The organism is Pseudarthrobacter sp. CC4 (genome assembly GCF_048957775.1).
Lineage (GTDB): Bacteria > Actinomycetota > Actinomycetes > Actinomycetales > Micrococcaceae > Arthrobacter.
In genome coordinates, this window is record NZ_JARCCZ010000001.1 from 50,491 (window position 1) to 63,772 (window position 13,282).

At 66.8% G+C, this 13,282-nt stretch carries 11 protein-coding genes; 6 read left to right on the top strand and 5 right to left on the bottom strand.

Annotated features, from left to right (window positions below; translation table 11 throughout):
• Window positions 1-107 precede the first annotated feature (107 nt).
• The 4 genes from PV768_RS00160 to PV768_RS00175 all read right to left on the bottom strand — a co-directional run bounded on the left by PV768_RS00160 (window position 108) and on the right by PV768_RS00175 (window position 3,705).
• Window positions 108-1,232: an adenylate/guanylate cyclase domain-containing protein gene (locus PV768_RS00160; RefSeq protein ID WP_421091924.1), complete on the bottom strand. Its 1,125-nt coding sequence runs from the start codon at window positions 1,230-1,232 to the stop codon at window positions 108-110.
• Window positions 1,222-1,821 carry a PH domain-containing protein gene (locus PV768_RS00165; RefSeq protein ID WP_157238675.1) on the bottom strand — a complete coding sequence of 200 codons (600 nt, stop codon included), beginning with the start codon at window positions 1,819-1,821 and terminating at the stop codon, window positions 1,222-1,224. The genes PV768_RS00160 and PV768_RS00165 overlap by 11 nt, the downstream gene beginning before the upstream one ends.
• The gene (locus tag PV768_RS00170) at window positions 1,814-2,722 is read right to left on the bottom strand and encodes a biotin--[acetyl-CoA-carboxylase] ligase (protein ID WP_421091925.1); all 909 of its coding nucleotides are present in this window, start codon (window positions 2,720-2,722) and stop codon (window positions 1,814-1,816) included. Before PV768_RS00170 ends, PV768_RS00165 begins: the two co-directional genes overlap by 8 nt.
• A 95-nt stretch (window positions 2,723-2,817) precedes the next feature.
• The gene (locus PV768_RS00175; RefSeq protein WP_421091926.1) at window positions 2,818-3,705 is read right to left on the bottom strand and encodes an SDR family oxidoreductase; all 888 of its coding nucleotides are present in this window, start codon (window positions 3,703-3,705) and stop codon (window positions 2,818-2,820) included.
• A gap of 223 nt (window positions 3,706-3,928) precedes the next feature.
• Between PV768_RS00175 and PV768_RS00180 the strand changes: the two genes are divergently transcribed.
• The 4 genes from PV768_RS00180 to PV768_RS00195 all read left to right on the top strand — a co-directional run bounded on the left by PV768_RS00180 (window position 3,929) and on the right by PV768_RS00195 (window position 9,198).
• Window positions 3,929-5,512 carry an acyl-CoA carboxylase subunit beta gene (locus PV768_RS00180; protein WP_157238678.1) on the top strand — a complete coding sequence of 528 codons (1,584 nt, stop codon included), beginning with the start codon at window positions 3,929-3,931 and terminating at the stop codon, window positions 5,510-5,512.
• Window positions 5,509-5,754 carry an acyl-CoA carboxylase subunit epsilon gene (locus tag PV768_RS00185; protein ID WP_321215779.1) on the top strand — a complete coding sequence of 82 codons (246 nt, stop codon included), beginning with the start codon at window positions 5,509-5,511 and terminating at the stop codon, window positions 5,752-5,754. Before PV768_RS00180 ends, PV768_RS00185 begins: the two co-directional genes overlap by 4 nt.
• A 40-nt stretch (window positions 5,755-5,794) precedes the next feature.
• The gene (locus tag PV768_RS00190; RefSeq protein ID WP_421091927.1) at window positions 5,795-7,480 is read left to right on the top strand and encodes a DUF885 domain-containing protein; all 1,686 of its coding nucleotides are present in this window, start codon (window positions 5,795-5,797) and stop codon (window positions 7,478-7,480) included.
• 272 nt (window positions 7,481-7,752) lie between these two features.
• Window positions 7,753-9,198 (top strand): dicarboxylate/amino acid:cation symporter, encoded by a 1,446-nt coding sequence (locus PV768_RS00195; protein ID WP_421091928.1) that lies wholly within the window; start codon window positions 7,753-7,755, stop codon window positions 9,196-9,198.
• Between the two features lie 105 nt (window positions 9,199-9,303).
• Here PV768_RS00195 and PV768_RS00200 read toward each other — a convergent pair whose 3' ends face one another.
• Window positions 9,304-9,867, bottom strand: coding sequence for a hypothetical protein (locus PV768_RS00200; RefSeq protein WP_421091929.1), 564 nt, complete (start codon window positions 9,865-9,867; stop codon window positions 9,304-9,306).
• Window positions 9,868-10,031: 164 nt separating this feature from the next.
• Here PV768_RS00200 and PV768_RS00205 point away from each other — a divergent pair, with 164 nt between their 5' ends.
• Complete coding sequence (locus tag PV768_RS00205) at window positions 10,032-10,736, top strand: TetR/AcrR family transcriptional regulator (RefSeq protein ID WP_421091930.1); 705 nt, start codon at window positions 10,032-10,034, stop codon at window positions 10,734-10,736.
• Window positions 10,737-10,754: 18 nt separating this feature from the next.
• Complete coding sequence (locus PV768_RS00210; protein ID WP_421091931.1) at window positions 10,755-13,277, top strand: MMPL family transporter; 2,523 nt, start codon at window positions 10,755-10,757, stop codon at window positions 13,275-13,277.
• Window positions 13,278-13,282: the final 5 nt, after the last annotated feature.

Genomic DNA, 13,282 nt, shown 5'->3' on the forward strand with positions numbered 1-13,282 from the left:
CCCCAAGTAGACCCCGGCGACGGCCGGCTTCCGGCTTTAACAGCCGGGCACAACAAATATAGCCCTATTGGCTAACAAATGGATAAACCTCCGGCCTTTCCCAGGCCTTAGTCCAGCACCAAGCCTTTGCCGAGCCCGCGGCTAAGCCGCACGGGCCGGATTTCGCCGAATCCGCGGACGTTTTCGGGCGGCTGCGGTTCCAGCACGAACCGTTCGTCGTGTTCCAGTGCCGAGGCGGTCATCGAGTCCACCAGCACCGTGCCGGGATCCGCGAGGGTGGTGAGGCGGGCGGCCAGGTTCACGGTGGGGCCATAGATGTCGCCGAGCCGGGACAGGATCCTTCCCCACACCATGGCCACCCGTGCTTCGGGAAGGATTTCGTCTTCCGTGAAGGCCTGGGCAAGAGCCAGGGAGATCTCGGCACCGGCGGCCGGGGTTTCGGCGATGTAGAGGACTTCGTCGCCCACGGTCTTCACCAACCGGCCGCCGCCCACGGAGATGATCTCCGCGCACTTGTTCTCGAAGCGCTGGACCAGCCGGGCCAGGGTTTTTTCGTTCATGCGACGGGACAGGCTGGTATACGAAACAAGGTCCGCGAAGCCGACGGCGCGCGCCAGCGGAAGCGGGGCATCGTCCTCGTCGCCTTCCCGGCCCTCTTCGCTCGCCTGCAGGCCCGCTTCGGCCCGGACCGCGAGCCGCTGGACGCCTGCGTTGAGCTGGCGCCGCCAGGAGTAGACCAGCATTTCTTCCAGGGCGTCCACCAGTGCGGGAAGCTCATTGACCAGGCGCTTGCGGGCGACGGCGTCGGTAACACCCTGCTCATGGACCATGTCCTCCACCAGGGCTTCGATCTGCCACACCACCATCCGGTCCGTCATCTGCCCGATGGAGCGGGTGACGGAGATGGCGGCTTCCTCGGTCAGTTTCCCCGAGCGGACCAGGTCCACCACGGTGGAGAGCGCGGCCTGGTCGCGTTCAGTGAACGCGACGTCCTCGTCGCCGAAGTTGGGGAAGCCGAGGGCACGCCACAGTTTGCGTGCGGACAGCAGGGACAGCCCGGCGCCGGCGGCGACTTCGCGGCGCCGGAGCTTGCGTTCGCCGCCCAGCAGCCTGGCCTCCAAAGCCTTCATGGCGAGCCGCTCGGCAGACATGGTGCCGGTGGCGGGGTGGGACTCCATCGCGGGCGGGGGTGTGGTGGAGCCCACGCGCTCCTGCTGGTCCTCATCGTTCATCCCGTCCACCTTCTCTCAATTCCCAGGGCAAAGCTCCGGCCGGATCGTCCATTGCTCCGCCGGCCTGGCTGTCATGTTCGTCGGGCAATTCCTCGATGGCATCAAGGATGAAATCCCGGAACGTGGCAACCTCCGGCACGTCCTGGAATGTCACCACGCCCTGGTACCCGGTTTCCAAGGATATATTCCCGGAACGCAACAGGCGCTGAAGTACCGATTCATGGACAGTCAGATTGCGCACCGAAGCCAGGTTCACCTGCTGGTCCCGTCGCCGCAGGATGCCGGACCGGGCAACGAGCCGCCGGCTGGTGAGCGTGTACCTGGTGCCCTGCCACCGCAGCAGCCGGGGCAGGCAATAACCCAGCCAGACCCCCGCCACCGCCAAGGCAAACCCGGCCACCAGCCACGGCGTCCACCGGGGAGTCAGCGCGGGAATGAGCTTGGCCGCCTCCCCGCGGGTTGCCCAGGCGGAAGCGAACGCGGCAAGCGCCGGTGAAAATATAAAGGCCGCAGCTGCCCCGGCCAGCTTCCTCGGCTGCGGGCGGGTGGTGACAATCACCTGCTCGCCCGGAACGAGGTCTTTACGCATAACCGCCCTGGCCGGAACCCTCCGGGGAATGCCACGGACGCAAATGCACAACGTCGCCGGCCGTTACCACATGCTCCTTGGACTCGCGGTCCACCACCAGCAGTGAACCATACTCGTCGAGGCGGGTCGCGTGGCCGATAATTTCGTGGTCGCCCGGCAGCTGCGCCCGCACCTGCTTGCCCAGGGTGGTCAGGACGGCTTCCACCCGCTTGTGCAGCGAAGGGCCGCCGGCCAGGCCTGCCGCCGGGTCGCCGTCGGCGTTGCAGAAGCCGCGGTAGAGCACGGCGAAGTGCAGAAGGTAGCTCTTCAGCAGCTCCGTACGGTCCGCAGTGCGCGGTGACTCCAGCACCACCGACGTGGCGGTGGGGACCGGGAGTTCGGCCGCCTGGAGGGTGACATTCAAACCGGTTCCCAGGATGACCGGGGGCGCGGAGCCGTCCACCATGGGGCCCAGCTGGGCCAGGATTCCCGCGATCTTCCTGCCGCGCACCAGGACGTCGTTGGGCCACTTCAACTCGGCAGGCAGGCCGGCCGTTTCCAGGAGGGTTTCCCGCAGCGCGAGGGCGCCGATGAGGGAAAGCCAGGAATAGCTCTGGGTGGGAAGCGGCCTTCCTTCGGCGTTGGCCGGCCGCAGAACGACGGAAACGGAGACAGAGCTCAGGGGCGCCGCTTCCCAGCGCCTGTCCAGGCGGCCGCGGGCCGCCGTCTGGTACTCCGCGGTCAGCACTGACATGTCCGGCCAGGCCGAAGGCTCCACGGTGACAGAGCGAAGGAGATCGGCGTTGGTGGAGCCGGTGGAGTTAACAACGTCGAGCCGCGGGATGCCGGCCGCGGACAGAAAGTGCTGGTCCGCGAGGGCCCTCCGGTCCAGTGGCGTGCCGGGGGCATGTGCGTCATCCATAGCTAAACTCTACCGACCCGGCTTAGTCCTGGCAGCCCGGCGTGCCGGCCCGCGGGAACCGGAAGGACGACGGCGGAGGCCAGGGGAAGCGGAGGCTAGAGGAAAATGTCCGGCACCAACTGGTCTTCGGGAGCGCCAAGGCTGTACGGCCGGAAGTCGGTGACCCCGGCTGCCGCGAGCACTTCCTCATCCGTGTAGAAGTTGCCGCTTGGCCGGCCGCCGTCCGTGAGGTTGGAGCCCGTAAGCACGGCATGGGCTGCGTCCGCCATGATCTCCGCGCCCCTGGCGGCCTGGACGATCCTTTCCCCGTGCGGCATGTTCCTGATGGCAGCGGTATCAATGAGGGTGCGCGGCCAGAGCGAATTAACCCGGATTCCGTCAGCCTTCAGCTCCTCTGCAAGGCCGAGGGTTGTAAGGCTCATCCCGTACTTTGCCATGGTGTAGGCAAGGTGCTTTCCCGCCCAGCGGGGATCGAGGTTCAGTGGCGGGGAGAGCGTAAGGATGTGGCCCTGGTCGGAGGCCCGGAGCGCCGGGAGTGCCAGCTTGGACATCAGGAACGTCCCGCGGACATTGATGTCCTGCATGAGGTCATACTTTTTCATGTCCACGTCATCGGTCCGGGAAAGGTCGATGGCGGAAGCATTGTTGATGACGGCGTCGATGCCCCCGAACCGTTCCCTTGCTGCCGCCACGGCGCCCGCGACGTCGTCGTCATTCCGGACGTCACCCACCAGGGGAAGCGCCTGTCCGCCCGCCTCCACCAGTTCCCGGGCAGCTGTGTGGACAGTCCCGGCCAGTTTTGGGTGCGGCTCCCCCGTCTTGGCCATCAGCACGATATTGGCGCCGTCCTGCGCCGCGCGCAGGGCGATTGCCAGGCCGATACCCCTGCTCCCGCCGGAGATGAGGATGGTCCTTCCCTTGAGTGAACCGGCAGCCTGGTAGGGTCCGCCGAGGGCACGCGAAGCGTCATTGCTCGAAGTCATGGCACCACTGTAACCCAACTAAGTTACCGGCAAGTAACATTGCGCTACTGCTGATGACGGCGCAGAAAATTGTAGGTTCCCTACAGCCGCAGCCGCCGGAAGCGTCACTAGACTTGCCAGCAGGGTTCGCCTGTTGTGTGGAAGCTACTTAAACCTCAGTGCCACAGCCCGCCAGCATTCACAGCACCACAGAATCAATCTGCTACAGAGCCGGAGATACTTGATGAGCCACGATCTGACAACGACAGCGGGAAAGATCGCCGATTTCCGCGACCGCCAGGCGCGTGCCGAACAGCCCTCCGGTCCCGAAGCAATCGAAAAGCAGCATGCGCGCGGCAAGAACACGGCCCGGGAGCGCATTGCGCTCCTCCTCGACCAGGACTCCTTCGTTGAATTCGATGCCCTGGCTGTACACCGTTCCACGGCGTTCGGCATGGAGAAGAAGAAGCCGCTCGGTGATGGACTGGTTTCCGGTTACGGCACCGTGGACGGGCGCCTGGTGGCCGTGTACAGCCAGGACTTCTCGGTTTACGGCGGGTCGCTGAGCCAGGTCAACGGCGAAAAAATCGTCAAGGTGCAGGAGTTTGCGCTGCGCAACGGCTGCCCCGTGGTGGGCATCCTGGACGGCGGCGGAGCACGCATCCAGGAAGGCGTTGCCTCGCTGGCCATGTTTGCGGACATCTTCCGGAACAACGTCCACGCGTCCGGCGTGGTCCCGCAGATTTCGCTCATCATGGGCCCGTCGGCAGGCGGCGCCGCTTACTCCCCCGCGCTCACCGACTACGTGGTGATGGTGGACAAGACCTCCCACATGTTCATCACCGGACCGGACGTCATCAAGACGGTCACCGGAGAGGACGTTGACATGGAAACCCTCGGCGGTGCGCGGCAGCACAATGCCACCACGGGCACCTCCACCTACCTTGCCTCGGACGAAGCGGACGCGATCGAGTTCGTGCGCGAACTGCTGGACTTCCTGCCGTCCAACAACCTTTCGGAGGCACCCGTCCTGGAGCACACGCAGGAACTGGAGCTCGACGACGACGACCTCGCCCTGGACGCGCTGGTCCCCGATTCCGCCAACCAGCCCTACGACATGCGCACCGTGGTTGAGCAGATCGTGGACGACGGCCACTTCCTGGAGATGCAGGCCCTCTACGCGCCGAACGTGATGATCGGCTACGGCCGGGTGGAGGGCCACACGGTGGGCATCGTCGCCAACCAGCCCCTGCAGTTCGCCGGCACGCTGGACATCGCCGCCTCGGAAAAGGCTGCCCGGTTCGTCCGCCACTGCGACGCGTTCAACATTCCCATCATTACCCTGGTGGACGTTCCCGGCTTCCTGCCCGGCAAGGACCAGGAATTCCAGGGCATCATCCGCCGCGGCGCCAAGCTCCTGTATGCCTACGCCGAAGCCACGGTTCCCAAGCTCACCGTGATCACCCGCAAGGCCTACGGCGGCGCCTACATCGTGATGGGCTCCAAGAAGCTCGGCGCCGACCTCAACCTCGCCTGGCCAACCGCCCAGATCGGCGTGATGGGTGCCCAGGGTGCCGTCAACATCCTGTACCGCCGCGACCTTGCGGCGGTTGCGGAGGCCGGCGGCGACGTCGAAGCACGGCGCGCCGAGGTCATCCGGCAGTACGAGGAAGAGCTCCTCAATCCCTACCAGGCGGCTGAGCTCGGCTACGTTGACGCCGTCATCGCCCCGTCCGAGACGCGGCTGCAGATCATCAAGGGCCTGCGTGCCCTGCGCGACAAGCGCGCCAGCCTCCCCGCCAAGAAGCATGGGAACATCCCGCTGTGAACGCGGAAAAGCCGGTGGCCAAGGCTGCCGAAACCGAGGCACCCGCTGAACCCCTGCTGTCCATCGTCAAGGGGCAGCCCACCGCCGAGGAACTGGCGGCGCTGACCGCCGTCGTACTTTCCCTGGGCGGTGCAGAACAGGCGGAGACGGAGAAGCCGCCGGTGCGGCACTGGGTCCGCCGCCAGCAGCTGAGGCTGGAGCCCACCCCCGGCCCCGGAGCGTGGAAGCGAAGCCGCGGCTGAAAGGCAGGCCTTCCCGGATTCCGGGCGCTAGTCTCGGAGTGTGACTACAGACACTTCTCCTGCCGCCCGCCCGCACACCCGGATTGACGCCGTCGCAGACGACTACACCGAGACGCTCATCAGGCTCAATCCGTCCTTCGCCACCACCCTTGGCCTTGCCGGACACGAAACCGAATACCAGGACTTCTCCCCCGCAGGCATCGCCGAATTCGCGGAGGCTGCCCGTAAGGCCCTGGTTGACCTCGAAGGCCTCGAGCCGGAGGACGACGTTGACGCGGTCACCCTGGACGCCATGCGGGAGCGGCTGGGCCTGCAGCTGCTGATCCACGCCTCGGGATGGGATTACGCCGACCTGAACAACATTGCCTCCCCCGCGCAGGACATCCGGGCGATCTTCGACCTTATGCCCACGGAGACCGAGCAGGACTGGCGGCATATTGCCGGCCGCGCGTCCAACGTACCCGGCGCCATCGCCGGTTATACAGAATCCCTGCGGCAGGCGAAGGACGCCGGCCGGGTGGCCGCCGCCCGCCAGGTGAAGATCGTCATTGAGCAGGTGACGAAGTACGCCGCGGACGATGGCTTCTTCGCGAAGCTGGCGGCGGGGGCAGCCACTGCCGCCGGGCCGCTGCCCGCAGCCATCCGGGAAGAGCTCGACGCCGGCGCTGCCGCCGCCAGGGCAGCCTACGCCGGGCTGGCGGACTTCCTCCGCGCAGAGCTGCTGCCCGCAGCGCCCGAAAAGGATGCCGTGGGCCGGGCCCGTTACGCCCTCGCCTCCCGGTCCTTCCTCGGCGCCGCCGTGGACCTCGAAGAGACCTACGCGTGGGGCGTGGAGGAACTGGACCGGCTCATCGCCGAGCAGGAACAGGTGGCCCACACCATCAAGGACGGCGCAACGATCGCCGAGGCCAAGGAGATCCTGGACAACGATCCCGCCCGCCAGCTGAAGGGCAAGGACGCGCTGCGGCGGTGGATGCAGGAACTCTCCGACAAAGCCGTGGCCGAGCTTGCCGGCGTCCACTTCGACATCCCCGACGTCATGAAGACGCTGGAATGCCTCATTGCCCCCACCGACGAGGGCGGCATCTACTACACCGGCCCGTCCGACGACTTCAGCCGGCCGGGCCGCATGTGGTGGTCAGTCCCCGCCGGTGAGGACACGTTCACCACCTGGGCCGAAACCACCACGGTCTACCACGAGGGCGTCCCGGGCCACCACCTCCAGGTGGCCACCGCCACCTACCGCCGCGAGTTGCTGAACAAGTGGCGGCGCAACGTGTGCTGGACTTCGGGCCACGGCGAAGGCTGGGCGCTGTACGCCGAGAAGCTGATGCAGGAACTTGGCTACTTGAGCGACCCGGGCGACCACATGGGCATGCTGGACATGCAGCGGATGCGCGCCGCCCGCGTGGTGTTCGACATCGGCGTCCACCTTGAACTGGAGATGCCGGAACGCTGGGGCTCCGGCACCTGGACCCCGGACAAGGGATATGAATTCCTGAAGGCGAACCTGCCCATCAGTGAAGGCCAGCTGAATTTCGAGTTCAACCGCTACCTGGGCTGGCCCGGCCAGGCGCCCTCCTACAAAGTTGGCCAGCGCCTGTGGGAGCAGATCCGCGCCGAACTCGAAGCCCGCCCCGGTTTCGACCTCAAAGAGTTCCACACAAGGGCTTTGAACATCGGCTCCGTAGGACTGGACACCCTGAGGCGGGCACTGCTTTCCTAGCTCTGGCTCCGCAGTCGCCCCGGCCCGCCGAGGGTGCCTTCCTCTGCTTGCTGCTCCTTCGTCGCTTTGACGCAAGCTGCCGGAAGGCACCCACGTCGGGCCTTTTGCCGTATCGCGCGAGATGTTAAGCACACTCAGGCAGGGAATAAGTAACATGGCCGCTGTACAACCTTGATTTCCCGGGGTTTTTAGGCGCAGGCCGAATCGATGGCCGCGTAATATTTCTCAATGTTCGTTCGCCGTGGTATTCGGGGTGGCTCTAGCGTGTTCGGGTGAGCACTCAGACAAGCACCCCCTCCCCTGCCGGGAAGACCGGCTTCCAGCTGCCCAAGTGGGCCGGCTCGTTCGGCGTCCAGATCATCGCCGCCCTCATCGTGGGGCTGGGCCTCGGCCTGCTGGCCAAGTACACCGGCAGCACCAAGGCAGCCCCGAACGGCCTCGGCGCCACGCTGCAGACCATCGGCTCCAGCTATGTGTCCCTGTTGCAGACCGCCGTCGTACCCCTGATCTTCACCGCTGTGGTCAGCTCCATTTCCAACCTTCGCCAGGTGTCCAACGCCGCGAAGCTGGCCTGGAACACCCTGCTGTGGTTCGCCATCACGTCGCTGATCGCCGTACTGATCGGCATCGGGCTGGGCGTTCTCCTGCAGCCCGGCGCCAACACGGGCATCACCCAGGAAGCCAAGTACTCCGGCAAGTCCGGTGACTGGTGGGCCTTCCTGGTCGGCCTGTTCCCCAAGAACTTCCTGGGACTGGGCGCCAGCTCCACCGTTGCCGAGTCCGGCGCCGTCACCACCTCGGTCAGCTTCAACGTGCTCCAGATCCTGGTGATTGCCACCGCCGTCGGCGTTGCCGCGCTGAAGGTGGGCAAGGCTGCCGAACCGTTCCTGAACCTGAACGCCTCCGCACTGGCTGTCATCCAAAAGGTGCTCTGGTGGATCATCCGCATCGCGCCCCTGGGCACCGTGGGCCTGATCGGCAACGCGGTGGCTGTCTACGGCTGGGACACCATCGGTGCCCTCGGCAAGTTCACCTTCGCCATCTACGCGGGCCTTGCCCTGGTGCTCTTCGCGGTCTATCCCATCCTTGTCCGCACCCACGGCCTCTCCGTCAAGCAGTACTTCTCGGGCGTGTGGCCTGCCGTCCAGCTGGCCTTCGTCTCCCGCTCCTCCGTAGGAACCCTGCCCCTGACCCAGCGCGTCACCGAACGAAGCCTGGGCGTCCCCCGCGCCTACGCCTCCTTCGCCGTTCCGCTGGGCGCCACCACCAAGATGGACGGCTGCGCCGCCATCTACCCCGCCATCTCCGCGATCTTCGTGGCCCAGTTCTTCGGCATCCAGCTGGACTTCACCCAGTACCTGCTGATCGCTCTGGTGTCCGTCCTCGGTTCCGCTGCCACCGCGGGAACCACCGGAGCCGTGGTGATGCTCACGCTGACGCTGTCAACGCTGGGACTGCCGCTGGCCGGCGTCGGACTCCTCCTGGCCATCGATCCCATCCTGGACATGGGCCGAACCGCAGTGAACGTGGCCGGGCAGGCACTCGTCCCCACCATCGTGGCCAAGCGCCAGGGCATCCTCGACGAGCAGCTGTACAACGCTCCCCGCAACGGCACGCCCTTCGTGGACGATTCTGTTGCCGGCGCTGATACCGATGCCCCGTCCGACGGAACCGCCACGGACACCGCCTCGCGTGAACTGGCGGACGCGAAGGCCTAAGGGCCTCTGCTCACCCCCTGCAACAACACAGTAGAAGTTCCCGGGAAGTCTTCCCGGGAACTTCTACTGCGTTAGGCGGCTGGCCCACTTGGCGTCATGGCCGCGTCAGTGACCGCCGCCGCCGATAATGCCGTTTTCCACCGCCTTGGTGACGGCGTCGGCCTCGGCCTGCGTCAGCTTTCCGTCCGTGACGGCCTGGTCCAGCCGCGTCTTGAGGGCCGCAGCCTTCGCGGCCTGCCTCTCCGTGCGGAGCTCCTCCAGAGCAGCAGTGACCTTGGACTCCTCGATGCCCAGCGATTCGGCAAGCGACTTGGCCAGCGAGGCATCGCGGGCGGCGGGGTCCGGCCTCTCCCCCTCCGCAGGCGGCGTGGCAGGCTTATTGGCTTCGCGGAAGGCCTGGAGCGCTTCGGCCACCTTGGCTTCGTCGACACCCAGCTTCCCGGCGAGCGCGGCTGCCTGGGCTACGCCCCGTTCGCCGCCCCGGCCGCGCTTGCCCATGCCTCCGCCGGGAGCGGTGCCGGCGCCCCCGTCCGGGGACGCGCTGGAGCTGGCACTGGGCGTGGGAGCGGGTGCGGTGGTGGCGGAGGCCATGCCGGCAACTCCGATACCGGCACCAAGGGCCAGCGCCGTAGCTGACAGGCCAAGGGTCATCTTCTTTGTGCGTGACATTACGTGTCTCCTGGATCCGCCGTCGGGTGACGGCTGCTGATGATTGGTCCTTTTCGGGACACTTACAGAATTGGGCAGCAAGTCATGCGGGGCCTGTTCGGAACCTTTCATTCTCCTGTGAAAGTAAGTTGCGCAGAGTGCAAAGTTGCACCTAGTGTAAACGGGTGACTGTTTCTGCAGAGTCTGCCCAAGAGGGAACCTCCGTCCCGCCACCGGCCGCACCATCGCGCCGCGAGCTGAACAAGGCGGCCACCCGCCAGGCCATTACCGACGCCGCACTGGGCCTCCTGCGAAGCAAGGGCCCCGGCAACTTCACGGTTGAGGACATCGCAGACGCCGCCGGGATTTCACGCCGGACGTTCTTCAACTACTTCGGCAGCACCGACGCCGCCCTGGCTTCCATCATCCATGGCTTCCTGGATAACGCGATACAGCAGTTCAAACTCCGGCCCGCGGAGGAGCCCATCCTGCAGTCGGCGCAGGAGGCCCTGATGGCGCTGGCGGACCCCATGACAGTGGCCCCGCTGGCGGAACTCTTCACCCTGACCCAGCAGAGCACGCTTATGTCCCACTCCGAACTGGAAGCATGGGACCACTGCCGGGAACAGATCACCGCTGTGGCACGCAGCCGGGCTGCCGCCACTCCGGGCGCCGAAAACGAGCTCTACCTCCGTGCCCTGGCCGGTTCCGTCATCTCCTGCGGCAAGGCGGCAATGGAGGTCTGGTTTGCCCGCCGCGGCGCGGACCTCTCGCCGGCATCCCTGGCCGAGCTGCGGCAACTGCTGATCGACGCCATGGCACTGCTCGGCTCAGGCTTCACCACAGGCAGTGCACCTGCCCCATCCTCTTCCGCCACCCGTTCCTCCTGATCAGATCGGTTTCCTCGCATGGCACTGTTCCTGTACCGCCTGGGCAAATTCTCCTACCGCCGGCGCTGGCTGGTCATCTCACTGTGGCTTGCCGCCCTGGTGGCCGTGGGTGGTTCCGCCGCAGCCTTCCACGGCACACTTTCCAACAACTTCCAGATCCCAGGCACTGAGACGCAGCGGATCGCGGACAAGCTGAAGGAAGAGCTTCCCTCGGCGTCCGGAGGCACCGCCACCATCGTCTTTGAAGCGCCCGACGGCGGTTTCACCGCCGGGAGCCGGGCCGCCGTCTCTGAGGCCCTGGAGAAGCTCAAGACCGTGCAGGGTGTCCGCGGCACCGTGGATCCCTTCGCCACCCAGGCCCAGGTGGACCAGGCCGGCCAGGCCATCACCGACGGCGAGCAGCAGCTTGCCGCAGGCCAGGCACAGCTGGACGCCTCCCGCGCCCAGCTTGAAGCCGGGCAGGAGCAGCTCGCCGCAGCGGAACAGCAGCTGGCGGCGGCCGGCGCCCCGGCGGCCCTGATCGAAGCCCGGCTCGGCCAGCAAAAGGCAGCCCTTGCCGAAGGGCAGGCACGGCTCGAAGCCGGCACCCGGGAACTGGAAGCGGGCAAGGCAAAGCTCGAGCTGGGCAAGCGCCAGGCCGAGGCATCGTCCGCCATCCGCTTCGTGTCGGAGGACGGGCGCGCGGCAGTGGCACAGGTGCAGTTCAACACCTCCATCAATGGCCTCAGCCCGGAGGTCCGCCAGCAGGTCCAGGACATCGCCCATGAAGCTTCCGCTGCCGGCGTGACCGCGTATGCCAGCAAGGAGATCACCGAGGACATCTCCGAACTCTTCGGCGCGGCCGAGGTCATTGGCATCGCCGTCGCGGCCCTGGTCCTGATCCTCATGCTGGGCACCCTGGTTGCCGCCGGGCTGCCGCTGCTGATGGCGATCGTGGGCGTCGGCATCGGCGTCGGCATCACGTTCGCCCTGTCCGGCCTGTTCGACATGAGCTCCATTTCACCCATGCTGGCCCTCATGCTGGGCCTGGCCGTCGGCATCGACTATTCCCTGTTCATCGTGAACCGGCACCGGACCCAGCTGCTCGCCGGAATGGATCCGGAGGAATCCGTGGCCCGGGCAACCGGAACGTCCGGCAATGCGGTGGTCTTCGCCGGGCTGACCGTGATCATCGCCCTTGCGGCCCTGGTGGTTCCCGGGCTGCCCTTCCTCGCCGTGATGGGCCTGGCCGCGGCCGGCACCGTGGCAGTGGCTGTCCTGGTGGCCATCACCCTCACCCCGGCCATGCTGTCCCTGATCGGGCGCCGCATCATCTCCCGGCGGGCCTGGGCCAAAGCCGAGGCCCACAACGCCGAACCCGGCCATGAAGCAGCCGATGAGGCCAAGGACCGCGAACGCAGCACGCACGGCTGGGGCGGCCTGGTCACCCGGCACCCCATCGTGGCGCTCCTGGCCGGGGTGCTCCTCCTCGGCACCCTCGCGCTCCCGGCCACCCAGCTGCAGCTTGCACTGCCCGACGGCGGCTCGGAGCCGGTGGACTCCGAGGCCTACCAGGCCTACGACCTGACCGCGCGGAGCTTCGGCGAAGGCGTCACCGGCCCCATCGTGGCCGTGGGTGAGTTCCCGGAAAACCTGGACGAGGCCCAGGCGCAGGCACTGCAGTACGACGTCGCGGACAAGCTCCGTGCCGTGGACAACGTGGTGGCCGCCGTGCCCGTCGCACTCAGCGAGGACCGCCGCACCGCGGTGTTCCAGGTCATCCCCGAGGAAGGCCCGGCGAGCGCCAGCACCGTCCGGGTCGTCTCGGAGCTTCGCGGCCTGAATGACGACATCCAGTCCGAGTATGGCGTCGCCATGGGCCTCACCGGCCAGACCGCCGGCAACATCGACGTCTCCACGAAGCTCGGCGACGCCCTGCCGCCCTACCTGGCAATCGTCGTCGGACTTTCCCTGGTCCTGCTCCTGCTGGTGTTCCGCTCCATCGTGGTGCCGCTGCTGGCAACCGGCGGCTTCCTGCTGTCCCTCGCCGCTGCCTTCGGCGCGGTGGTGGCCGTGTACCAGTGGGGCTGGCTGGGTGGCGTGTTCGACGTGGCCAACCCCGGCGCCGTGCTGAGCTTCCTGCCCATCATCCTGATCGGCGTGCTGTTCGGCCTGGCCATGGACTACCAGGTGTTCATCGCCTCCGGGATGCGCGAGGCCTACATGCACGGATCCTCGGCCAAGGAAGCCGTCCGGGTGGGCTTCCGCCACGCGGCCGCCGTGGTGACCGCCGCCGCGATCATCATGGTCAGCGTGTTCGCGGGCTTCATCTTCAGCCACCTCACCATGGTCCGGCCGCTGGGCTTCGCGATGGCGTTCGGCGTGCTCCTGGACGCCTTCGTGGTGCGCATGACCATCGTTCCGGCCGTGATGTACCTGCTGGGCGAAAAGTCCTGGTGGCTGCCCCGCTGGCTGGACCGGATCCTGCCGGATGTGGACGTGGAGGGCGCCAAGCTCAGCCGGCCCGAGGCCGCACGGGCGTCCGGGGAACTGGTCCACTAGGCTGG

What these genes read in the sequence shown, in the direction of transcription:
- PV768_RS00165 (WP_157238675.1), bottom strand. Translation starts at nt 1,821, where the DNA reads ATGCGTAAAGACCTCGTTCCGGGCGAGCAGGTGATTGTCACCACCCGC.
- PV768_RS00175 (WP_421091926.1), bottom strand. Translation starts at nt 3,705, where the DNA reads ATGACTTCGAGCAATGACGCTTCGCGTGCCCTCGGCGGACCCTACCAG.
- PV768_RS00210 (WP_421091931.1), top strand. Translation starts at nt 10,755, where the DNA reads ATGGCACTGTTCCTGTACCGCCTGGGCAAATTCTCCTACCGCCGGCGC.
- PV768_RS00200 (WP_421091929.1), bottom strand. Translation starts at nt 9,867, where the DNA reads ATGTCACGCACAAAGAAGATGACCCTTGGCCTGTCAGCTACGGCGCTG.
- PV768_RS00170 (WP_421091925.1), bottom strand. Translation starts at nt 2,722, where the DNA reads ATGGATGACGCACATGCCCCCGGCACGCCACTGGACCGGAGGGCCCTC.
- PV768_RS00160 (WP_421091924.1), bottom strand. Translation starts at nt 1,232, where the DNA reads ATGAACGATGAGGACCAGCAGGAGCGCGTGGGCTCCACCACACCCCCG.
- PV768_RS00180 (WP_157238678.1), top strand. Translation starts at nt 3,929, where the DNA reads ATGAGCCACGATCTGACAACGACAGCGGGAAAGATCGCCGATTTCCGC.